Origin of the sequence: Polyangium jinanense (assembly GCF_028435265.1) — a bacterium.
Lineage (GTDB): Bacteria > Myxococcota_A > Polyangia > Polyangiales > Polyangiaceae > Polyangium > Polyangium jinanense.
The window spans coordinates 1-20616 of the sequence record NZ_JAGTJK010000090.1 but is presented as its reverse complement, the minus strand read 5'-3'; the positions used below and the strand labels follow the sequence as shown (position 1 = coordinate 20616).

Sequence of the window (20616 nt, the reverse complement as noted above, 5' to 3'; positions counted from 1 at the left end):
CCCGGATGAGCGATCCCATCGCAGCGCGCAAAGGCGATCATCACCTCTGTTTGCAGCATGTCGGCAAGGACATCTTGCCTGCTTGCGCACCGACCATCCTCGTCGGCGGCGAGCCTGCGGCTCGTGTGACCGACCAGCTCGAGTGCACGGGCTCGCCGCCCGACATCATCGGCATCGGCGAGCCCACGGTGCTGCTCGAAGGCAAGATGGCGGCGCGCTTCGGCGATGGCACGCTCCACGGCGGGCTCATCGACGAGGGTTGTCCCACGGTCATCATCGGCAAGATGACCGCGGCGGACAAACGCATGCGCCTCATGGAGCGCTTGCGCCTCATCGACCAGGCCCGGCAGCGCGCGGCTTCGATGCCGAACGGCCCCGAGAAGGATCGCCTCTCGAACGCGGCCGAGCGGCTCGCGCGGAACAACCGCTCGGTCGAGGACGCGCGCCTCGTGAACGACGTCTACAGGACGAGCGGCGCGCCCGAGGGCTGGACGCGCCTCGGCCCGAACGATCTCCCGCCGGAGCTGCGCAACGCCGTCTTCCACGATGACAGCACCGGGTTCTACTCCGACCTCTACCGCTCCGACATCGACGGCAGCTACAGGCTGGTCATGCGCGGCACGGAGTTCGAGACCTGGAAGCAGTGGAACGGCAACGACTGGCTCTGGGGCAACCTCTCGCAGGGCACGGGCTTCGAAGGGGCGCAGTACACGCAGGCCGTCGAGCTCTCGCGGCAGGTCGCCGCGGTCTACGGCAACAACGCGAGCATCGCCGGACACTCGCTCGGCGGCGGCCTCGCGTCGGCTGGCTCCCTCGCCTCGGGCCTGCCGGCGAACACCTTCAACGCGTCGGGCATCCACGACAAGACGTACGAGCGTTACGGGCTCGATCCTTCACGGACGAACGATCTCATCGACGCGTACCAGGTCGACGGCGACATCCTCACCTGGGCGCAGGAGCACTCGCCCATCTCCGGGCTGATGCCGGACGCGATCGGCAATCGGTACGGCCTGAACGCGGTGAACCAGAATCCGGACGGCAGCTTCACGGCCCGGCAGTGGCCGCCGGAGCCGACGTTTGATCACCCGGACAGCGGCTGGGGGTATCTGAACCCGTTCGGCATGGCCCGGCGCACGAAGGACTGGGCGGCGGCGGAGATCGACCAGGAGAAGAAGCGGTTCGGCGAGATGATCGAGCGGCACAGCACGCACGAGGCCGGCATCGAGCAGCAAAAGAGCCAGGACATCGCGACCATTCAGGGGATGATGTGAAGGACGTTGAGCAATTTGCCGCAGGTCTCGAGGGGATTCTGGGCCCGAGGCCGCCCGTCCCGCCCGCGAACGAGGTGTTTCCGAGCGAGCGGCTGCGCGAGGCCGCGGCCGCCGCCGAGCGTGGCGACGTGGCCACGCTGCGCGCGCTCGTCGCGCGAGGCGCGGATCTCGACGAGGTCGTGCCTTCGGACGTGAACCTGCTCATGTACGAGCTCGTCGCGAAGAACGAGATCGCCGTGCGGGCCTTGCTCGCGGCGGGCGCGAATCCGAACGTGCTCACGAAGATCGGCACGTCGCCGATGCTCGTGGCCGCGACGAGCCCCGATCCGCGCTTCCTCGTCCTTCTGCTCGACAACGGCGGAAACCCGAACCTCGAAAACCAGAAGGCCGTTCCCCTCGCCCACCAGGCCCTGAACTTCGGGCAATGGCAAAACCTGGGGATCTTGTTCGATCGTGGCGTCCCCGTGGACGTGAAAAACAAGATGGAGCAGACGCCCGCGCTGCGGCTCGCGTATCTCAATCGATACGACGAGGTGCACAAGCTGCTCGATCGCGGCGCGGATCCGGACGCGAAGGATCAGGTCGGGTTGTCCGTGCGAAAGCTCGCGGAGAAGCCGATCCCGGCGGCGGATTCGCCGCTCGAGGGGTGGCGGCGCAAGGTCGCCGAGCGGCTCGGGATTCCGGTCGATCAGCCGAGGTAGAGCTCGACGAGGGCGCGCGCTTCGCTGTCGAGGTGGGCGGCGAGCGCGCGGGTTTCGGCTGGCGAGAGGGCGCGCAGGGCTTCGCCGTGGCGCGCGCGCAGCTCGGTTTCGAGATCCTCGCGGACGAGCGCGAGCACCTCGCCGAGCCGCGCCGTGTCCCCGGGTCGCGTCGGTCCGACCTTGGAGACGGCGGCGTTCAGGCGATTCTCGTTCACCAGGGACGAGGCCTCGTGCACGAGCCAATCGAGGGGCGAGGCCGAAGGCGCGCGCGGGCCGGACCATTTTTCCGCTTCGTGAAAACGCTCGTCCTCGGAAAACTCGGGGATCTTGCGTTTCACGACGGGACGCACCACGCCGGCGCGCCTTGGCACGACGAGCGCGCGGGCGGGCTTCAGGACCACGCCTTCGGCCTTGTTCGAGGGTCCGAGCGAAGGCAGGCCGAGGCGCGCGGGGATGGTGGTCTCGAAGCCCAGCGGATAAGCGAGCGCGTCCTCGTAGCGGCCACGAAAGAGCGGCCGCGCGAAGGGAATGCCGGCGTCCTCGCACGCCTCGCGGGCCTCGTCCTGATCGAGGTACACGCGCTCGGAGACACCTTCCCGGACGAACCCCACGTCGAACGCGCAGAACTCGATCCCCGGGGCATACCAGCAGCCGGTCTGCACCGGCTGCACGCCGGTCGCGGGCGGGACGTCGGGGTGCGGGTATCCGCCGCCGAAGAGCTCGCCATACACGAAGACGAGCGTGGCCTTCGGCTCGCGCGCCGCCGCCCGCCCGAGCACGTCACGCACGCCACCCGCGAATCGGCTCAGCACGCCGCGATGACCAAAAAAGTCTTCGTCCTCCGCGAGCCATCCCTTTCGCTTGGCGCACCGCACTTCCCTGCCCTCCGTGACGAAGCAGAAGTTCGCGCCGTGGATCTTCTCGGTGACGATCCACTCGGCGCGACTCGCCGCGCGGTGGGCTGCTTCGTCGTCGCCGAGTGCGGCCGCGAGGCTCTCGGCGATCTTTTCGTACGGGGAGAACGTCATAACTTCGGGTTCCCCGAGCAGAGCCATTCACAGCCGCAGACCTCGAGCTTGTGCCCCTTCTCGGCGCAGGCGTCCTGGAAGGCGGCGCTCGCCGGCTCGGGCGTGCAATCATCCTTCGCGGGGGCGCAGGCCTTGCCGTGGCCCTCGGCGTCGTAGTGTTGCTTCGCGCCGCCGCTGCCCGGATCGCCGGCGCAAAGCATCTCGCAGCCACACTGGATCATGCGGAAGCCGCCGAGCGAGCAGCGATCGGCGAGGTCGCGGTCGGGCGAGACGGTAGGGCAATCGGCGGGCGGAGGCTCGCAGGCCTTGGACTGCCCGCGGGCGTCGTACCCCTTGGCAGGCGCGATCGCGGCGCGGGGCGCCTCGGCCGGATTCGGCGGAGGCGTCTGGCCCGCGCAGGCGAAGAGGGAGGCGGCGAGGACGAGGAGGAGCGGGCGCGAAGGAATGGGCATGGCGGCGGGCGAGGAGACCACTCGCGGGACGAGGCGTCAATGGGCGGGAGCGGGAGCGGGAATCAAAAAATCCCGCTCGGGGACGGCGAAAGTGGCCGGGCGACGGCTCCTCTGCGAGGGTGAAATCGGCGGGTTCATTCTGCGCAAGCGCCCCTCCGGCGCATCGGGGAGATCAGGCCTCATGCCGTTCACCCCGGCGGTGTTCTCGCCGGTACGCGCCTGGTGCCACCCCGCCCCAGCGCTTGAAGGCCCGGTTGAACGACGCCTCGCTCTGGTAACCGATGCTCTCCGCGACTTCGATGAGCGGAAGCTCGCCCTCCCGAAGGAACTGGGCGGCCTTCGTCATTCGCCACCGCGCGAGGTACTCGAGTGGGGGCTCTCCGACGAGCGAGTTGAAGCGCGCGGCGAAGCTGGACCTCGAGAGGGCAACGGCCGTCGCGAGACTCTCGACGGTCCAGGGCTCGGCGGGTCTCTCGTGGATGAGGGAGAGGGCCTTGCGGATCTGTGGATCCGCGAGCGCACACAGCCCGTGCTGGTGGCACTGCCTCGCCGCAATGTGCGTCCGGAGTGCCTGCACGAACAGGATGTCCGCGAGCCGGCTCATGATGACGGTCGCGCCCGGGCTTACCGAGGCACTCTCCGCGATGAGCAGTTGCACGAGGGGCGAAAGCGAGGGGGACGTCGCGGGATCGTCCGCGGTGACGTGGATGACGCGTGGAAGCCCCTCGAACAACGGCGTGCGAGGCGCGGCACCGAGCCGGAAGGTCCCCGCGACCAGGGTGGTGCGGGCCCCATCACCGCCGAGCCGGATCGGCCCTACCCCGCGGGCCCGCTGACATTCGCCGTGTCCGAGCATGTGGAGCGGGCTGCCTTCCGCATCGCGCAGCGTGTGCCCTCCGCCGTGCGGAAACAGCGCCAGATCGCCGGCGGACAGGACGATGGCTCCCTCGACGCCCTCGACCTCCAGGCGAGCGCTCCCACGCGCGACGATGACGATGTGCGCGCCGGGGCTCTCCGGGAACCGGATTCCCCAGGGAGCACCCAGCTCGAAGCGACCATGCATGAGGGTCGTCAGACGCATCGCGTCCAGCACATCCGCGAGGACGTCGGTTACCGGCTCGTCCACCGGGCCTGGACGATCGGTCAATTTATTTGGACTGGATGCCATGGCACGTCCATAGCGGCCTGCGCATTTTCTGTCCACCCGACCTCAACAAGGAAAGAACCATGGCAACCGCTTCGAAGCTCCTGTCCCCCTTCCGCCTGGGCCGCCTCGAACTGAAGAACCGGATGGTGATGGCGCCGATGACGCGCAGCCGGGCGCTCGTGGATGGCAACGTGCCGAGCCCCCTGGCACCGACGTACTACGAGCAGCGCGCCTCGGCGGGGCTCCTCATCACCGAGGCCACCCAGGTCAGCCCCCAGGGCGTGGGGTACATCCGCACCCCCGGCATGCACTCACCCGAGCAGGTGGCGGGCTGGAGGAAGGTGACGGACGCCGTCCATGCATTGGGTGGAGTCATCTTCGCCCAGCTCTGGCATGTCGGGCGCGTCTCGCACCCGGACTTCCATGACGGCCAGTTGCCTGTAGCGCCCTCGGCGATCGGCTACGAAGGAGAGGCCTTCACGTGGAAGGGCAAGACGCGCATCGTGACGCCGCGAGCGCTCGAGACCGAGGAGATTCCCGGCATCGTCGAGCAATTCCGGCGCGCGGCCGAGAACGCCCGGGAGGCGGGCTTTGATGGCGTCGAGCTGCACGGCAGCAACGGCTACCTGCTGGACCAGTTCCTGCGGGATGGCTCCAACCAGCGCACGGACGCCTACGGCGGCAGCATCGAGAACCGGGCGCGCTTCCCGCTGGAGGTGGCCCGGGCGGTGGTGGGTGTCTGGGGCGCGGAGCGGGTGGGCTACCGGCTCTTGCCGCAGCCGTTCCCCTACGCGGGCATGAAGGACTCCACCCCGGTCGAGACGTTCACCTACATGGCCCGGGAGCTCGGCCGGTTGGGACTCGGCTACCTGCATGTGACCGAGGCCGTGTCGGGCAACGCGGTGCCGAGCGCGGAGCAGCGCATCACCCCGCTGCTGCGCAAGGCCTTCCAGGGCGCCGTCATCGTCAACGGCGGCTACGACGCGCGAGCTGGAGAGGAGGCACTGGCCCGCGGCGAAGCCGATCTCGTCGCCTACGGCGTGCCGTTCCTCGCCAATCCGGACCTCCCGGAGCGTTTCCGGCGCGAGGCCCCGCTCAACCCGCCGGACGCCGCCACCTTCTTCACGGGCGAGGAGAAGGGCTATACGGATTATCCGGCGCTGCCCTGACTCGAAACCGGGGCTTCAGGAAGATAAGGGAGCGGTATTGAGAAAAGAGGGTGGCAGGTCCTCGTTGTGTGCGTCGAGGTACTCGCAGATCGCCTTCTCCAGCTCGCGCACGCTGCAATGAACGCCGCGCCGTAGCGCACGTTCGGTGAGCGGCGCGAACCACCTCTCGACCAGGTTGAGCCATGATCCGTCGGTCGGCGTGAAGTGCAGGTGGAACCTCGGATGCGATGCACCGAGAATTTTTACGAACGTCAGTCCCAGGACACTAGAATGGTCCAACCACCATGCTCTTCGCTAGCACCAACCTGGTCGCCCGCATCGAGGAGGCCGAGTGCGGCCTCCTCGCCGACAGCATCGACGTGGTGCTGCGCCGGGACCCCGGCACGGGCCCCTTCGTGATCCCGCTGGCCGGGGGCATCGCCACCTTCAGCGCCCCGGGCTCTCCGCTCAACAAGGTCGCGGGCCTCGGCTTCGCGGGCCCCCTCGACGAGGGCGCCCTCGCAGCGGTCGAGGAGGCCTTTGCAGAGCGAGGGTCGCCGGTGCAGGTGGAGATCGCGACCCTCGCGGACCCCTCGATTGGCCAGAAGCTCACCGCGCGTGGGTACGTGCTCCAGGGATTCGAGAACGTGCTCGGCCGGAGCCTGCCGGTCGAGCACGAAGCGCCGCGGGCGCCTTCGGTCGAAATCCTGCCGAGCCCCCTCTCGGAGCTTTCCGCGTGGATCGATGTCGTGGTAACCGGCTTCGCGAGCCCCGACGCGCAGGGCGTCCCCTCCCACGAGTCCTTCCCGCGCGAGCTCATCGAGGGCATCATGCGCGACATGGCCTCGACCGGCGGGTTCTCCCGCTACCTGGCGCGGCGCGACGGCGTGATCGCGGGCGGCGCCAGCATGCGGCTCGCAAAGGGCGTCGCCCAGCTCTGCGGCGCGGCGACCCTGCCCGAGCATCGGCGGCGCGGGGTGCAAAGCGCGCTCCTCTCCGCGCGGCTCGAGATCGCCACCAAGGCCGGCTGCGACGTGGCCGTGGTCACGACGCAGCCAGGGTCCAAATCGCAGGAAAACGTGCAGCGGCAGGGGTTCGAGCTCCTCTATACGCGCGCCGTCCTCGTGCGGAGCCCGAGCTGAGCTGGGAGGCGCTGAGCTGGGGCGTTGCCCCAGGCCCCACCAGGGGTTGTCCACCCCTGGACCCGGACCAGCGCAAGCGCTGGACTCGGGGTCGATGAACTGCGCGATGCGCAGTTCATCGAACAGGCCGAGTCAAGACCAGCGAAGGCCTGCCCATCAAGACAGCCGCGCTGCCATTTCGACTAGCAACGCCGTCCTTGGTCTTGCCACTGGCCCGTGGAAGAACCGCGCATCGCGCGGTTCTTCCCCAAAGGTCCAGGGCTTGCCCTGGTTCGGGTCGAGGGGCGAACAGCCCCCGCGGGGTCCGGGGCGGCGCCCCGGCGCTACGGCCCCCAAAGGTGCTGCCGTCGCCGGGGATGCCAGATCGGCGTCGGACGAGCCGCATGCGGCGAGGAGGAGGCACGTAAGACTTCTTCAACCCGGGCTAGGACAGGATTTCGACGTACCCTTCCGTTCCATGCACGCGGATGCGTTGCCCATCCTTGATCAGCCTGGTGGCATGCTCCACGCCGACGACGGCCGGCAAGCCGTATTCACGGGCGATCACCGCGCCGTGGGTCATCAGTCCCCCCACTTCGGTCACCAGGCCCTTGATGGACACGAACAACGGGGTCCAGCTAGGGTCCGTGAAGGAGGTGACCAGGATATCGCCCTCGGCCAGATTGGCATCGGCCATGTCCAAGAGGACGCGGGCGCGTCCCTCGACAACACCCGAAGAAACCGGGAGACCGACAATGGCTTCGGCGGGGAGAGCTGCGCGCTTGTAAGCACCCGCGACGATTTCACCATCGGACGTGATGACCCGCGGTGGCGTCAGCTTCCGATAGAGCTCGTGCTCGTCCTTGCGCTGGCGAACGAGCTCGGCATCCAGCTCGTTCGTGCGCACGACCTCGCGAAGCTCCTGGAACGTGAGATAGTAGATGTCTGCTTTCTCATGGATCACGTTGGCCCGCACGAGCTCTTCGGCTTCTTTCAGCAAGGCCTGCTTGTAGACGAAATAGCGGTTCACGATGCCGTACTTCGGGTATTCGCGATACCCGATGAGGCTCCGGAGCCGGCGGATCATCCGTTGCGCTTCTGCGGCCTTTTGATCTCCATCCGGCAATCGCTTCAATCGATCCAGGAGCGCTCGTTCCTTCTTCGAGGCCTCCTGTCGCCCTTGCTCGAACTTCCGGCCGCCGGCGCCAGGCTCGAAGTTCTTGACGTTGCCGAGGATCAAGGGGACGAGGGTCGTGGGGCTCTCGCTCCAGCGCGTCCTCGTCACATCGATCTCCCCGACGCAGCGCATGCCGTACTTGTCGAGGTAAGCGGAGATGGCTTCGCGGGCCTCCGGTCCACCCGGGAGCCGGGTCAAGCCCTCCAAAAAGCCTTCATCCTTCGCCGTTTGTAAATAAGCAACCACCTCCGGATGAGGACGGATCACATCCGCGACGTCCAAGAGCGAAAGCCCCATTTCCGAGGTGATGTTGTTCGGTACGGACTGAGAAAGCGCGTCCGCTGCGTTCTTTTCATCCAGCCATTCCATCATCTTTTCGTTGAGCCACGACGAAGCATTCACGGCGGCCATGATCATGCCGAGGCTTCGTGGATCCATCGTGCTCTTCGTCAGATGCTGGACGTCCTCCAGGATGAAATCGAACAGCTCCGTCCCGGATTTCGTCTGGATGTCCCGCTTCAGCGCTTCGATCAACGCCTGGCTGCGCGCGATCAGATCAGCCACGATCGCCGCATCGTCTTCGACCGGCGCCTGGTGACCCGCTGGCGGCGTCCCCGGCTTGCCTCGACCCGGCCCCAATGCGTGCGGATCGGCGGGCGCCGATTCGATGAAATCCCCCCGCTCGATGACGGTCGTCAGAGCGTCCCTGATGAGCGGATCGGATCGGCCCAGGCCATTCAACACGACGTCCCTGCTGGCCGGTGAAGCCAGCTCCTTCGTGAGATCGACGAACAACCTCCCACCCGCTTCGTACATGGGGCGACCGGCGGTCAACTGGAACAGGGACAGCCCCAGGGGCTTCATGGGGTCGGTCATCATCTGTTGATGGCCGACGGATACATAGACGTGATTGCCTTGGTCGAACGCCTTGGGGATGGGGAACAAGGTCGTGATCGGCCGGCTCTGGACGATGTAGAAATCATCCTCGACCAGGCACCATTCGATGTCCTGGGGGCGACCGAAATGCCCTTCGATCCGCCTACCCAGGCGCTCGAGTCGCCCGATCTGCTCCTCCGTCAGCACGGGCTGGTTCTGCCGCCCGGGCTCGATCGAAAGCTCCTTCGTACCGCCCTCCTTCAAGGCCCAAGTCGAAAGCTTCTTGGTGGCGATCGCCTTCTCGATGACCTGGCCATTCCGTACCTTGTAGCCATCGGCGTTCACCAGGCCGGAAACCAGGGCCTCCCCCAAGCCGAAGCCAGCCTCGATGGACGACACCTTCCGGTTCGAAGTGACGGGATCGGCCGTGAACAGGATTCCGGCCGCCTGCGGGACGATCAGCTTCTGCACCACCACCGCCATGTGGACCTTGCGGTGGTCGAAGCCGTTTCGAAGGCGGTAAATCACCGCCCGCTCGGTGAAGAGCGACGCCCAGCACCGGCTGATGTGCTTCAGGATCGCCGGCTTCCCGATGACGTTCAGATACGTATCCTGCTGGCCTGCAAAGGAAGCCGTCGGCAAATCCTCCGCCGTCGCGCTGGACCGTACGGCATAGGCCCCTTCCTCGCCAAGTCTGGCGAGATAGCGGGAGATCGCATCGTGCAAGTCAAAAGGGATGGCGATCCCTTCGATGATGCCGCGGATCTCCGCGCTGAGCTCCCGGACTCCCTCGCGGTCTTCCGCCTTCAGACGCGACAACCGATCGAGCCATTCGCCAAGCGACGGCGCCTCTCCCAGGATCCGCTTGAAGGCTCCGGTCGAAACACAGAAGCCATCCGGCACGCGGACCCCTTCCAGCCTGGAAAGCTCCCCCAGGCTCGCACCTTTCCCCCCGACATCCATGATCCGGGTCCGGTCGACCTCCTGGAAACCAAGCACAGAAGCACGCATCGGTTCACCTCCCTTCTCGAAGGGCGCCACTATAACGCGAATGAGAGGGTGTTCCACAGGCGTCGCGAGGCGTCGCGCCGGGGCGCTGCCCCGGGCCCCGCGGGGGCTGTTCGCCCCTCGACCCGAACCAGGGCAAGCCCTGGACCATTTGGGGAAGAACTGCGCGATGCGCAGTTCTTCCCACAGGCCGGTGGCAAGACCATGGAGGTGCGTTCCACGCTGGCAACGGGCACGTTGCCCGTTACATCGTCAACGCCGCGGTCTTGATGGGCAGGGTCGTCGTGGGTCTTGACCTGGCCTGTTCGATGAACTGCGCATCGCGCAGTTCATCGACCCCGGGTCCAGCGCTTGCGCTGGTCCAGGTCCAGGGGCGGATAGCCCCGGTGGGGCCTGGGGCAAAGCCCCAGCGCAGCGCCACCCAAATGAGACCAATGCTCAGCCAACCCGCCACGTTTTCGCGGAGGGCCCGCTCGCCGTGGTACGCTCGCGCCGTGTCGGGGGCCGAGGAACCACCCATGCAGGAGAAGACATTGCGAGACGTTTTTGCGGCTTTGATCGAAGAGCTTCGCAACGCACCCGAGGTCGTCCTGCTGGGAGCCGAGCTCGGGCCACCGGCTTCGGCCGAAGCGCTCGCGCGCCTCGATGCCTGGTTTGGCGGCCGTGTGCCCGACGACGTGCGCGCGTTTTACGCGGAGGTGGGCGCCGTGCAGATCCGATGGATGGCGGCGAAGAGCCCGCGCTACGTCGGTCGCGAGGACGAGTATCTGCGTGGCGCGGTGCCGTGGATGTACGCCCTGTTCGACACGATCGAGAACAAGAAGGAGGACGGCGTGCTCATCCTGCCGCCTCTGGACGTGGTCCTCGAGCGTTCGTGGGAAGACCACATGGACGGCGTCGACATCTGGCTCGACGGCGAGACCGACGAAGGACCGCAGGTCGAACCGGGCGACTTCGACCGCTCGGTGCGCATCTTCGACTTCTCGTCGTTCTACGACTGGCCGGGCTTCTTCCGAGCGACCGGCCGCGTCGGTGTGGGCACTGACCACGGCATCGACTGGGCCGGAGAGCGCCGCACCTTTCGCGCGCACCTCGACGATGCCCTCGACGAGATGAGAGGACGCCTCTCTGCCGCGCGCCGCGGAGACACAAGCTTCTGACGGCGCTCAGGGCAACCGCGTCCGCGCGGATCCCCATCGCCTCCTCACCCTCGCCAACCGCGTCCGCGCCCTCGCCAACCGCGTCCACGCGGATCCCCACCGCGTCCACACGGATCCCCATCGCCTCCTCGCCCTCCCCAACCGCGTCCGCGCTCTCGCCAACCGCGTCCGCACCCTCGGCAACCGCGTCCGCGCGGATCCCCATCGCCTCCTCGCCCTCGCCAACCGCGTCCGCACCCTCGGCAACCGCGTCCGCGCGGATCCCCATCGCCTCCTCACCCTCGCCAACCGCGTCCGCGCGGATCCCCATCCGTGAACGAAGCCCTCTGGCCATCAGATCGGCGGACATGCGCGTCCGCGGACCTCGCCGAGCGCCGAAGCGAGCTTCTCCCGCGTCTGGACCCCGACCATCCGCAAGACCTCCGCGCCCTGCGCGTCAATCCCGACAAATGTCGGTAATGCCCGGACTTCGTAATGCTCCGCGAGCGCCTCGCCCTCGGGCTCGTCGATGTTCACGTGCACGAGCGATCCGTCTGCCTCGGCGAGGCACCGCCGCTCGACTTGGTTCACGATGGGCGCCATCCGCGCGCAAGCAGCGCAAGAACCGCTCGTGAATTCAAGGAGCCTCGGCTGTCCGCCGGTCGAGAGGCCACCGCCGCCACGCCGCCCAGAGCCGCTCGGCATGGCGCATGTCGTCGCGGAGCCCGCTCCGCAAGGGGCAGCCGAAGCCGCACCTCGATTCGCATCCGACCGATCCAGGAAAACTCCAAGAGCGACCGTCAACGTGGCGAGCGATGCGATTGCAATCGCCGCGACTCGACCCCGGTTCGATGACCTCAGAAACATCTCCTCTCACCTTTCCTTCAGGAATCAAGCGGCGTTCACGGAGCTTCGAGCGCCGCGGCGAGCGTGTCTTCGCTCGTCTCGGCGACAGCCAGCATGGGTTGCTGCGCGGTCTTCGCGCAAATCCGATTGCGGAGCGGCGCACGCGCGCAGCGAACCTCGCCTCGCGAGAGCGATTCGGCCGCCACCGCGGCGCTCGATCCCGGCCTCGGCACGAAGACGGTGACCGGTTTGTCGTCCTGCATGTACATGAGCGCTGCCGTCCGATCGCCCTCGAGCTGGCAAAGGCGCGCCCCGAGCAATTTCGCCCCGGGCATGGCGGGCACCGCCACCGCATACCCAAGCCTCTGCTCCAGCCACCGAGCGATGACCGCGGGATCGGACGAATCGAGCTCGCACGGTTTTTCTCTGGCGAATCCTCGCAGGTGGTGGCTCACGAGCTCGTCCGCCATCGCCTGCGCGATGCCGCCACGCGAAAGCAAGAGCGCCGCCCCCACACCAAACGACGCCGCCGCGAGCAACGCGGCGAGCGCGAGCCGACGCCGAGGACGCACAGGCTTGTCGAGCGATTTCGTTTCTTGCACGGCGCGCGCGGGCACGTCGGCTCTGGCCGAGCGTCGCAACGATTGCCGCGTCTGCGCGAGGAAATCAGCCGTCCCGCGGCAAACGGCACACGATGCCAGGTGCGCCTCGATTCGCCCCGCTTCCACAGGGTTCACCTCCCCGTCGTGCCATGCCGAGACATTGTCGAATTCGTCACATCTTGCCATGATGCACCGCACTCTCTTGATTCGCCTCGGATAGCCCCTCGAACAACGCTGCCCGCGCCCGCGCGAGGCGCGAACGCACCGTGCCCACGGGAGAACCTTGCACCGACGCGATCTCCTCGTAAGAGAGCTCCTCCACCTCGCGCAAGAGCAGCGCTTCCTTCCATTCGGGCGGCATCGCATCGAGGGCGTGCGTCACCCGGTCGTCGAACGAGCAGCGCAGGATCTCCTCCTCGAGATCCTCGCTCGGCTCCGGCGCCTCCGCGCCCTTGCCTCCCTGGATCACCTCGAAGCGCCGCGCCGCCCCGCGAACACCATTCAAGAGCACCGTGCGTTGCACCTGAAAGAGCCAGGCCCGCATTCGCTCCTCGTTCCGCAGATCATCTCGCTTCTCCATCGCCCGCACCACGGTCGATTGCACGAGATCCTCGGCGTCCGTCTCCGAGCGGGTCATCTTCCTTGCCATCCGGAAGAGCGCCGGCAGTTCGGCGACGAGACGTTCGACGAAGGACCGACCCGGCACGCTCTCACTCCCTCCCGGCCAGCCGCGGTGCAATTTCGAGCCCAGCATCCCACATGGCGCCGCTCACATCCGAAACACGCACGCGGTAACGCCCCGGCAATGGCACCCCTGGCGGGATCGGCAAAACGACGTCCGCCACGCTCCCGAGCGGTAGAACGAGCCCATGGGGTCCGGGGCGAACCTTCACGAGATAATGGTTCGTGATCGCGCTCGCCGGCAGCGAAGCCAAGGCCCGCGCGTCCCAGCCATGAACCGGTTTTGAAGCTCCGTCGAGGATCGCGATATCCACGATGAACGCGCCATACGTGTCCGGCCCTCCGTCGCGGGCGAGCTTCAGCCGTAGCGCGCCCGCTTGATCCAGCTCCGCGGCCGAAATCGTCACGTGCGGCCGCACCGAGTGATTGTGCAGCTTGCCCCAGACTCCGCCGAAGAAAATCTGGTTGGTCGCGAGCGTGAGCGCAAGCGTCGCTCCTGCGAGGGCGATCCCGCCGCGGCGGACGATCCCCGGGCGAAGCGGCAGCGAACCCGAGGCGAGGAGCGCAAAGGCGCGGCTCTGACGAAGCCGTGGAAAACGCGAGGTGAGGGCGGCATCGAGCCCAAAACGTCCGGCGCCCCCGAGCATGACGGAAATTCCACCCGCTATCCCCAGCACACCGATTTGCCACTCGTCGAGGCACGTCGATCCGATCCACCCCGCGCCGAGCAGGATGCCCCCCGACAACATCACGACGCCCGCGGCCGCGGCGCGCGTGAGGAGCCCGAGCATCAGCCCCAGCCCCGCCGCCCCTTCAAGCACGGTGAAGACCACGAGGAAGGGGTGTAGCACCTCGGGGTGCCGCACCAGCCAATCGAGTAGCCCACGCACGCCGATCGCGTGCGGCAGGAAGTGGTTGAACTTCTCCCCGACGTACCCCGCCGCATCAGGCACCATCTTTTCCGGTTCGAGCACGAAGCGCCGCCAAAGCGCGGAGAAGAAGAGCCACCCGGTCACGAGGCGGAGCGAGAGGAGCGCGAGGGTCGAGTCCTGCGTAGACGAACCGGCAGAGGAAGGAGCTTCTTGCATGCCGCAGAGGAGGACACGACGAGCGACCAACAAAGTTCCCGGGCAAGGGAGTCTCATCTGGGAGCCGCTGCGCTGGGGCGTTGCCCCAGGCCCCACCAGGGGCTATCCGCCCCTGGACCCGGACCAGCCAGGGGCTGGACCCGGGGTCGATGAACTGCGCGATGCGCAGTTCATCGAACAGGCCAGGTCAAGACCAACGACGACCCTGCCAACCAAGACAGCAGCGCTGACGGTTCAACGGGCCACGTGCCCGTCGCCAACGTGCAACGCACCTCCATGGTCTTGCCACCGGCCTGTTGGAAGAACTGCGCACCGCGCAGTTCTTCCACCACGAGTCCAGGGCTTGCCCTGGTTCGGGTCGAGGGGCGAACAGCCCCCGCGGGGCCCGGGGCAGCGCCCCGGCGCGACGGCTTGACAACCCCCAGCGAGGCCTTGTGTAAGTGTCACTTACTTGATAAGTAAGTGACACTTACTTCGGACGAGAGCGTGCACCCATGCCGGTGAGGAGACGGATCAAGAAGAAGTCCGCGGACGCCTACCACCACGGCGATCTGCGGCGCGCCCTCATCGACGCTGCGGCCGCGGCTGTGGCCAGGGACGGCGTCGACGCCTTGAAGGTGTCCTCGCTGGCCGAGCGCCTTGGCGTGACCGGGGGCGCGCCGTTTCGCCACTTCGAGAGCCGCCTCGCGCTCCTCGTCGCCGTGGCCGAGGAGGGGGCGCGACGCCTGCTCGAGCGCATGGAGACTGCGGCGGGCTGCGCCCTGGATCCGCTGCAGAAGCAGCGCGCGCGCGGCATCGCCTACGTGCGCTTCGCCGTGGAGGAGCCCGGCTACTTTCGCGCGCTCACCCACGCCGAGGTTGTTGCCGCGTCGCCGCTCCTGCAGCAGATGGCCGCCGCCTCGCAGAAGACCATGGACGACGTGCTCGGGCGCGACCACCAGGGCGTGTCGAGCCCCGCGCTCGTCTCCCGCAGTGCGGGGATGCTGGCCGCGCAAGCCCTCACGTACGGGCTCGCGCGCATGATCACCGACGGACTGCTCGGCGACCTCAGCGCCGAGGAGGCCGAGCGCCTGACGTACGAGATCACCGGCGTCCTCGGCGTCGGGCTGGGAGCTTCATCATGAAACGTGTCCTCAAGATCGTCGGGGTCGTCTTCGGCGTGCTCGTGGCGCTCGTCGCAATCGCCGCGGTCGTCCTCATGGCCGTGCAGCCCGAGAGGCCCAAGGCCCGCGTCAGCCGCCCGCAGGTCGCCATGCGAGACGGCGTGAAGCTCGCCGCCGACGTCATCCTCCCCGAGCCCATGCCGGCCGAGCGCGTCCCCGTCGTCCTCTTTCAGACGCGTTATTGGCGGAGCTTCGCGACGCGCTTCCCCGATCAGCCCGGCGTGCCGCCGATCGGCCCGCGCGACGCCTCGGTCGATGAGCTCGTCGCCGCAGGGTATGGTGTCGTCATCGCCGACGTCCGGGGCACGGGCGCGTCGGAGGGGACCTGGCCGCGTCCGTGGTCCGACGACGAGGTGGCCGATGCGAGCGATCTCATCGCGTGGATCGCAGCGCAGCCGTTCTGCGACGGGCGCGTCGGCGTGGCGGGCGTCTCGTACGAAGGGACGACCGCGCTCCTGTCGGCGACGACGACGAACCCCGCGCTCCGGGCGGTGCTCGTGCGCGAGGTCGAGTGGGATTTGCTCGACGAGCTCATCGCGCCCGGCGGCGTGCGCAACACATCGTTCGTCGACGCGTGGGGCAAGGACGTGGCTGGCCTCGACAGGAATCGGGTGGCAGCGTTTTTTCCCGCACCCGCGAAATACATCGTGACTGGCGTTCATCCCGTCGACGGCGACGAAAAAGGCCTCGGCCTCGCCAAGCTCATCGGCGAAAGGCGCGTGGCCGACGTCGCGGGAGCGGTCGTCGATGTGCGCGGCCCGTCGGATCTTTTCGCGGGCGTGCCGATTGCGAAGGTCGGCCCGGCCGCTCACGTAGAGCGGCTCGCGAAGACGAAGGCCGCTGTGGGGCTCTGGGGGAGCTTCTGGGACGGCGCCACGGCGGACGCGGTCTTGAGAGCCGATCGCGCGATGCCGCTCGTCGAGGCGGTGATTGGTCCGTGGACGCACGAGGGAAACGAATCCGCGAGCCCTTTTGGCCCGCGCGCGGGCGCCGCGGTGAACGTCGACGACGTCGTCGCGTTCTTCGACCGCCATTTGAAAGGAGCGGCGCCGCCCGCGCCGAAGCGTCGATACTGGGTCGCCGGCGCGGAGGTGTGGCGCGAGGGGGACGCGTGGCCCACGACGCGCGCTGAGACGTATTCGCTAGCCTCGGGAGGGAAGCTCGTTCGAGACGCGGCGGCGCTCGAGGCGCGGCTCGACGTCGACTTCCAGGCGACCACGGGGACGAAGAACCGCTGGGTGACCGGCCTCTTGCGCCCCGTCGATACGGGCGATCGCGCGAAGGCCCGGGGACTCTTGTCCTTCGACCATGCGGCGCTCACGGATACGTTATCGGTCTTCGGCGCGCCGGTGCTGCGCTGCCAGGTCACGCCGGACGGGAATGAATCCGCGCTCTTCGCCTACCTCGAGGCAAAGCTCGCGGAGGGGCCCACGCGGCTGCTCACCGAGGGGGTCGCGCGCATTCGTGGCGGCGCCGTCGAGGTGCGTCTGCGGCCCATCGCATTCGAGCTGCCGCCTGGATCGTCGCTGCGGGTCTCGCTCGCCGGCGCCGATGCCGACACCTTCGAGCGCGTCCCCGCCGAGGGACCACGCTCGATGGTATTCTCCGCCCCCTGCGCGATCGAGCTTCCCGTCGTCGTTCCTTGAGGGCAAGGGCGCCGAGGAAATCCGGATTGCGGGTTGCGACGAGTCATGACCCCCGGAATCCTGGCGGAGGCGGGAGCGGGGGCGGGGGCGGAGGCGGAGGCGGAGGCGCAAACGCAAACGCAAACGCAAACGCAAACGCAAACGCAAACGCAAACGCAAACGCAAACGCGAGTGGGACGGTTTGCAGGGATCCCGCTCGGGGACGGCGAGCGTACCGTCGTGCTCGGCCTCTTCAAGGCCAAGCCGTGCTCACCGTGCTCGCAGCACTGCGTGCTGCTCCGCGCGGCTCCGCTCGGTGCTGCGCAGCCTTGAAGAGGCCTCCGCGCGACGGTCCGGGACGGGGGTCCCGGCGAAAGGGTCGTCGGGCGGAGGGTTCGTCAATGCTGAAGATCTACGATGTCGTTTTGGCCATGGCAGAAGACGCAGGGCTCATCGCGGAGCGAATCGAACGGAAAGATCGGGACCTGGCTCGTCAGATGCGGCGGGCCATGCAGAGCGTGGCGCGCAATGTCGCCGAAGCGATGGGAAGCTTTCGCCTAAAGAACGCTAACACCATGAACCTGTTCGGGATCCTCCCAGCGTTGCGCTGACAAGTGTGTGCATCGTTAACCTTTCGCCAAACACATTGCCTTTCATCGTCGTAGTGCTTTGGGGCACTTGTCAAGCCCTCGGAGCCGCACCGCAAGGACGCCGAGATCGCAGGTTACATCACCTCCGCAGGGTCGAAGTTCGTCGACGGGACCCGCGCCTCGGGGGCGACGGGCCCCTGGACCGACGTCTACGCCCTCGCGCTCATGCTCATCGAGGCGACGTCGGGGACGCGGGCGCTCACCGGGAGGCACCTGGACGAGCTCCGCGCGGCCTCGTGCGACCCGACGAAGCGCCCGAGCCTGCGCGCGCGCCGCAGCTTTCGCACGGCAGGAGACTTCTGGGACGCCCTTCGGAAGGGCCTCGGGCATGGCTGTCTCGGAGCGGCGCGCTGCTCGCGTTCGTCGATGTCGAGCAGGGACAGCGCCTCGCGCGCCAATAGGGCTGTTTTTTCGGGCTGCCGAAGCCGGCGCCGGGCAGCCTTCGCACGGCGAGGGCCGCGCGCCCGCCGTTCACTTCAGCCAGCGGAGCGTGCGGCACATGGCGAGGAGGCGCTCGGCCTCCGCCTTCGTGTCCAGGGGGTGCGAGGAGCGACAGCGGTGCTCGATCCCGCCGGCATCGATGTTCCAGGAGAAGGAATACCGTGCCTTCTTACCGGCCTCGCGCCAGAGCATGCCGCGCTCGTCCTCCTGGAGGAGCTGGCTCTTGGGATCGGCGAACGAGCCTTTGAGCATCTTCAGGTCCTCGAGCCCCGCCCCGATGTCGATGATCTCCTTGCCCTGCACCACGATCGTCTCTTCGCTCCCACCGAACGTCTCCTTCACCGAGGCGCCGGCCGGCACGTAGATGGAGAGGCGATCTCCGCCCATGTGGTGCGTGAAGACGAGCTCGACGGTGTCCTCCGGCGGCTGGACCTTCGGCAAGCGATCCGCGGGTGCAGGCTCGGGCGTCGCGGCGGCGCTCGTGGCGGCCGTCGCGGAGGGGCCCGGCGCCGGCGCGGAGGCCGTGCTCTGCGGCGAGGCCGCGGCGGCCCCTGGCTGCGGAGAGGCCGCGGGAGCTGGAGTTCCGAACGGAACGAGCAAGCAGCCAGACACGAGGACAGCGAACGAGGAAGCTGCGAGAGCCGAGATGTGCGAAGAGGTCACGAAGCCCTTTGAGCCCGCCTTCTGCGCGGCGTCAATCCACGGATCTCGACCACGAGCCCGGACGACGCCGGCGGCTCCGACGGCGAAGCTCGGCCGCGCCGCTCAGAGCGCCTTTCCGGGGTTCAGGATGCCATTCGGATCGAAACAGGCCCTTGATCCGGCGCATGAGCGCCCGCTCGTTCGCGCCGACCACGGGATCGTCGGAGCGCGCCGTGTCGCGCGCGCCGTGCTCCCGGCAGATCGCGTCGCACGCCTCCACGGCGGCCGGATGGAAGGGCGTCCGTTCAAGCCCAGCCGATCCCGTCGTACAGGTTGAGCAGATCCAACGGTGCGCCCGTGTGGAGCGTGGCGCCAGCGGTGGATCGCTGAGACGGGACGAGCATCGTGACCAAGTCGGGAACTGAAGAAGCAAACACGGGCGCCGCGCTTCGCTGGCTCGCCGTCGCCGCGACCACGGTGACGATGGCGTGCGATCCCACTCCGTCGCCCGCCTCGGGAGACTCCGGCGCGGGAGACTCCGGCGCGGGAGACTCCGGCGCGGGCGGCTCCGGCGCGGGCGGCTCCGCCGACGTGCCCGAGGTGCTGGCCTACAACCTCATGCGCTGATACGTGCAGGGGCTGTTCCCTGATCTCTCGCAATGGCGCGCGCCATGGCTGCGACGAGCGCTCGTCCTCGTCCCGGGTCGCCTCGTGCGCTCCGCGCGACTGTGGACCCTCCGAATTCCCGCACATTCGCCACTGCTACGCCTGCTCGATTGATACAAGAGCCAGTCGAAACGGCCAGGGGGAAAGGGGGCCGTGTGTCCTCGATTCCGTGTGCGGTGAATTCGGGCACCAACCTCCCCATCACTTCGAGGTCGTGGCGCTCCAGCCACGGACGCTCGGATCCCCGCGTCTGCCCTCCTGCGAAATCGAGGCTAAATCTCGGCATGCCGCCGCTTCACCTCGTCGTAGTGATGGAACCTGATGAACCGCGGAATTCCCGCCTAGTGATGGTACGGCAGCACCTGGATCCGCCCCCCGCACCCGCACTCGCACAGTCGCACCTTCCGGTTCTCGGCCTCCACCCACTTCGCCACGGTCATCCGCGGCAGCACCCTGATCGACTTCCCGCACCGGCAAGCGCACACGTGCCGCCCCTTCACATTCTCAGCTTCCGCCCAGGCTGTCGAGACATCCGGCTGATGCCACCGGATGAACCGTGGGATCCCCACGCAGTGGTGCCACGGCTTCACCTCGACCCGCCCCCTGCACCCACAGGCACACACGTGCCCCTTCGCGTTTTCAGCCTCCGCCCACGCCTCTGCCGCACCAGCGGGCGTGGGACGCATGGGCAACTTCACTGTTTCATCTAACACTAGAGGCAGTGCCGCCGTTTGGCGAAAGGTTAACATTGCCGAAGGCATGGGCAGCCTCCAGGGGCACAAACGGCAGCGCTACTCCACTGCCCTCGGCTCCGCCCGTGAGGAGCTGGCGTGCGTTCAGGTCGCCCAAGCCATGCGGCTCATCGAAAAGGTCAATCCCAGCACGCTCGATCGCATGAACCACGTCATCGCCACGCTGAGCCGCCTCGTCTACCGCCGCGCTTCGTAGGAGAAGCCTCCCTCGCCCCTCTCCCGGGCCTGAGCATTGGTCTCATCAGGGAGGCGCTGCGCTGGGGCAACGCCCCAGCGCAGCGGCGTCGACACGATACAGCTTGGGAAGGTCCCGGGACCTGCGGGAACGGTTTCAAGCTCCGACCCGGGAGGTCGAGGGACCTGCGGGAACGGAGCGCAACATCGATCCGGGA

General features: G+C 67.8%; 19 protein-coding genes and 1 pseudogene. 10 read left to right on the top strand and 10 right to left on the bottom strand.

The window, feature by feature from the left end; genetic code table 11:
• The first annotated feature begins 5 nt into the window (after positions 1–5).
• Together KEG38_RS52180 and KEG38_RS52175 are read left to right on the top strand one after the other, a co-directional pair.
• Positions 6–1271, top strand: coding sequence for a PAAR domain-containing protein (locus KEG38_RS52180; RefSeq protein WP_272428427.1), 1266 nt, complete (start codon positions 6–8; stop codon positions 1269–1271).
• Positions 1268–1972 (top strand): ankyrin repeat domain-containing protein, encoded by a 705-nt coding sequence (locus KEG38_RS52175; RefSeq protein ID WP_272428426.1) that lies wholly within the window; start codon positions 1268–1270, stop codon positions 1970–1972. Before KEG38_RS52180 ends, KEG38_RS52175 begins: the two co-directional genes overlap by 4 nt.
• Here the strand turns inward: KEG38_RS52175 and KEG38_RS52170 are convergent.
• The 3 genes from KEG38_RS52170 to KEG38_RS52160 form a co-directional block, all read right to left on the bottom strand.
• Positions 1960–3000 (bottom strand): RNA ligase family protein, encoded by a 1041-nt coding sequence (locus KEG38_RS52170; protein ID WP_272428425.1) that lies wholly within the window; start codon positions 2998–3000, stop codon positions 1960–1962. The genes KEG38_RS52175 and KEG38_RS52170 overlap by 13 nt on opposite strands.
• Positions 2997–3452: a hypothetical protein gene (locus KEG38_RS52165; protein ID WP_272428424.1), complete on the bottom strand. Its 456-nt coding sequence runs from the start codon at positions 3450–3452 to the stop codon at positions 2997–2999. The genes KEG38_RS52170 and KEG38_RS52165 overlap by 4 nt, the downstream gene beginning before the upstream one ends.
• A gap of 172 nt (positions 3453–3624) precedes the next feature.
• The gene (locus KEG38_RS52160; protein WP_272428423.1) at positions 3625–4620 is read right to left on the bottom strand and encodes an AraC family transcriptional regulator; all 996 of its coding nucleotides are present in this window, start codon (positions 4618–4620) and stop codon (positions 3625–3627) included.
• Between the two features lie 59 nt (positions 4621–4679).
• On the opposite strand from KEG38_RS52160, the gene KEG38_RS52155 reads away from it, so the two are divergent.
• Positions 4680–5768: an alkene reductase gene (locus tag KEG38_RS52155; protein WP_272428422.1), complete on the top strand. Its 1089-nt coding sequence runs from the start codon at positions 4680–4682 to the stop codon at positions 5766–5768.
• A gap of 15 nt (positions 5769–5783) precedes the next feature.
• On the opposite strand, the pseudogene KEG38_RS52150 reads toward KEG38_RS52155, so the two are convergent.
• Positions 5784–5993, bottom strand: a pseudogene (locus KEG38_RS52150) (IS630 family transposase); the annotation flags it as partial.
• 59 nt (positions 5994–6052) lie between these two features.
• On the opposite strand from KEG38_RS52150, the gene KEG38_RS52145 reads away from it, so the two are divergent.
• On the top strand, positions 6053–6889 hold the full coding sequence (locus KEG38_RS52145) for a GNAT family N-acetyltransferase (protein WP_272428421.1): 837 nt from the start codon (positions 6053–6055) through the stop codon (positions 6887–6889).
• A 424-nt stretch (positions 6890–7313) separates the two neighbouring features.
• Here the strand turns inward: KEG38_RS52145 and rph are convergent, their stop codons facing one another.
• A complete protein-coding gene (rph, locus tag KEG38_RS52140; RefSeq protein ID WP_272428420.1) occupies positions 7314–9932 on the bottom strand; it encodes a rifamycin-inactivating phosphotransferase in 2619 nt (872 codons plus the stop codon).
• Between the two features lie 515 nt (positions 9933–10447).
• On the opposite strand from rph, the gene KEG38_RS52135 reads away from it, so the two are divergent.
• The gene (locus KEG38_RS52135; protein WP_272428419.1) at positions 10448–11089 is read left to right on the top strand and encodes an SMI1/KNR4 family protein; all 642 of its coding nucleotides are present in this window, start codon (positions 10448–10450) and stop codon (positions 11087–11089) included.
• A 333-nt stretch (positions 11090–11422) separates the two neighbouring features.
• Here KEG38_RS52135 and KEG38_RS52130 read toward each other — a convergent pair whose 3' ends face one another.
• The 4 genes from KEG38_RS52130 to KEG38_RS52115 form a co-directional block, all read right to left on the bottom strand.
• Complete coding sequence (locus KEG38_RS52130) at positions 11423–11773, bottom strand: thioredoxin family protein (RefSeq protein WP_272428418.1); 351 nt, start codon at positions 11771–11773, stop codon at positions 11423–11425.
• 197 nt (positions 11774–11970) lie between these two features.
• Entirely contained in the window at positions 11971–12702 is a 732-nt protein-coding gene (locus KEG38_RS52125) for an anti-sigma factor family protein (RefSeq protein ID WP_272428417.1), read from the bottom strand.
• Positions 12689–13222: an RNA polymerase sigma factor gene (locus tag KEG38_RS52120; RefSeq protein WP_272428416.1), complete on the bottom strand. Its 534-nt coding sequence runs from the start codon at positions 13220–13222 to the stop codon at positions 12689–12691. Before KEG38_RS52120 ends, KEG38_RS52125 begins: the two co-directional genes overlap by 14 nt.
• A 4-nt stretch (positions 13223–13226) precedes the next feature.
• The gene (locus KEG38_RS52115) at positions 13227–14285 is read right to left on the bottom strand and encodes a TQO small subunit DoxD (protein WP_272428415.1); all 1059 of its coding nucleotides are present in this window, start codon (positions 14283–14285) and stop codon (positions 13227–13229) included.
• A 494-nt stretch (positions 14286–14779) separates the two neighbouring features.
• Between KEG38_RS52115 and KEG38_RS52110 the strand changes: the two genes are divergently transcribed.
• From KEG38_RS52110 to KEG38_RS52100, 3 genes are all read left to right on the top strand, one after another.
• On the top strand, positions 14780–15409 hold the full coding sequence (locus KEG38_RS52110) for a TetR/AcrR family transcriptional regulator (RefSeq protein ID WP_272428414.1): 630 nt from the start codon (positions 14780–14782) through the stop codon (positions 15407–15409).
• A complete protein-coding gene (locus tag KEG38_RS52105) occupies positions 15406–17094 on the top strand; it encodes a CocE/NonD family hydrolase (protein WP_272428413.1) in 1689 nt (562 codons plus the stop codon). Before KEG38_RS52110 ends, KEG38_RS52105 begins: the two co-directional genes overlap by 4 nt.
• A 380-nt stretch (positions 17095–17474) precedes the next feature.
• Positions 17475–17684 (top strand): four helix bundle protein, encoded by a 210-nt coding sequence (locus tag KEG38_RS52100; RefSeq protein ID WP_272428412.1) that lies wholly within the window; start codon positions 17475–17477, stop codon positions 17682–17684.
• Between the two features lie 510 nt (positions 17685–18194).
• Here the strand turns inward: KEG38_RS52100 and KEG38_RS52095 are convergent.
• On the bottom strand, positions 18195–18827 hold the full coding sequence (locus KEG38_RS52095) for a hypothetical protein (protein ID WP_272428411.1): 633 nt from the start codon (positions 18825–18827) through the stop codon (positions 18195–18197).
• A 384-nt stretch (positions 18828–19211) separates the two neighbouring features.
• On the opposite strand from KEG38_RS52095, the gene KEG38_RS52090 reads away from it, so the two are divergent.
• Positions 19212–19433 (top strand): hypothetical protein, encoded by a 222-nt coding sequence (locus KEG38_RS52090; protein WP_272428410.1) that lies wholly within the window; start codon positions 19212–19214, stop codon positions 19431–19433.
• A gap of 798 nt (positions 19434–20231) precedes the next feature.
• Positions 20232–20420: a hypothetical protein gene (locus tag KEG38_RS52085; protein ID WP_272428409.1), complete on the top strand. Its 189-nt coding sequence runs from the start codon at positions 20232–20234 to the stop codon at positions 20418–20420.
• Positions 20421–20616 lie beyond the last annotated feature (196 nt).

Coding starts and splice junctions, on each gene's coding strand:
- KEG38_RS52180 (WP_272428427.1), top strand. CDS start 6: ATGAGCGATCCCATCGCAGCGCGCAAAGGCGATCATCACCTCTGTTTG.
- KEG38_RS52170 (WP_272428425.1), bottom strand. CDS start 3,000: ATGACGTTCTCCCCGTACGAAAAGATCGCCGAGAGCCTCGCGGCCGCA.
- KEG38_RS52165 (WP_272428424.1), bottom strand. CDS start 3,452: ATGCCCATTCCTTCGCGCCCGCTCCTCCTCGTCCTCGCCGCCTCCCTC.
- KEG38_RS52160 (WP_272428423.1), bottom strand. CDS start 4,620: ATGGCATCCAGTCCAAATAAATTGACCGATCGTCCAGGCCCGGTGGAC.
- KEG38_RS52155 (WP_272428422.1), top strand. CDS start 4,680: ATGGCAACCGCTTCGAAGCTCCTGTCCCCCTTCCGCCTGGGCCGCCTC.
- KEG38_RS52145 (WP_272428421.1), top strand. CDS start 6,053: ATGCTCTTCGCTAGCACCAACCTGGTCGCCCGCATCGAGGAGGCCGAG.
- rph (WP_272428420.1), bottom strand. CDS start 9,932: ATGCGTGCTTCTGTGCTTGGTTTCCAGGAGGTCGACCGGACCCGGATC.
- KEG38_RS52135 (WP_272428419.1), top strand. CDS start 10,448: ATGCAGGAGAAGACATTGCGAGACGTTTTTGCGGCTTTGATCGAAGAG.
- KEG38_RS52130 (WP_272428418.1), bottom strand. CDS start 11,773: ATGCCGAGCGGCTCTGGGCGGCGTGGCGGCGGTGGCCTCTCGACCGGC.
- KEG38_RS52125 (WP_272428417.1), bottom strand. CDS start 12,702: ATGGCAAGATGTGACGAATTCGACAATGTCTCGGCATGGCACGACGGG.
- KEG38_RS52115 (WP_272428415.1), bottom strand. CDS start 14,285: ATGCAAGAAGCTCCTTCCTCTGCCGGTTCGTCTACGCAGGACTCGACC.
- KEG38_RS52110 (WP_272428414.1), top strand. CDS start 14,780: ATGCCGGTGAGGAGACGGATCAAGAAGAAGTCCGCGGACGCCTACCAC.
- KEG38_RS52105 (WP_272428413.1), top strand. CDS start 15,406: ATGAAACGTGTCCTCAAGATCGTCGGGGTCGTCTTCGGCGTGCTCGTG.
- KEG38_RS52100 (WP_272428412.1), top strand. CDS start 17,475: ATGCTGAAGATCTACGATGTCGTTTTGGCCATGGCAGAAGACGCAGGG.
- KEG38_RS52085 (WP_272428409.1), top strand. CDS start 20,232: ATGGGCAGCCTCCAGGGGCACAAACGGCAGCGCTACTCCACTGCCCTC.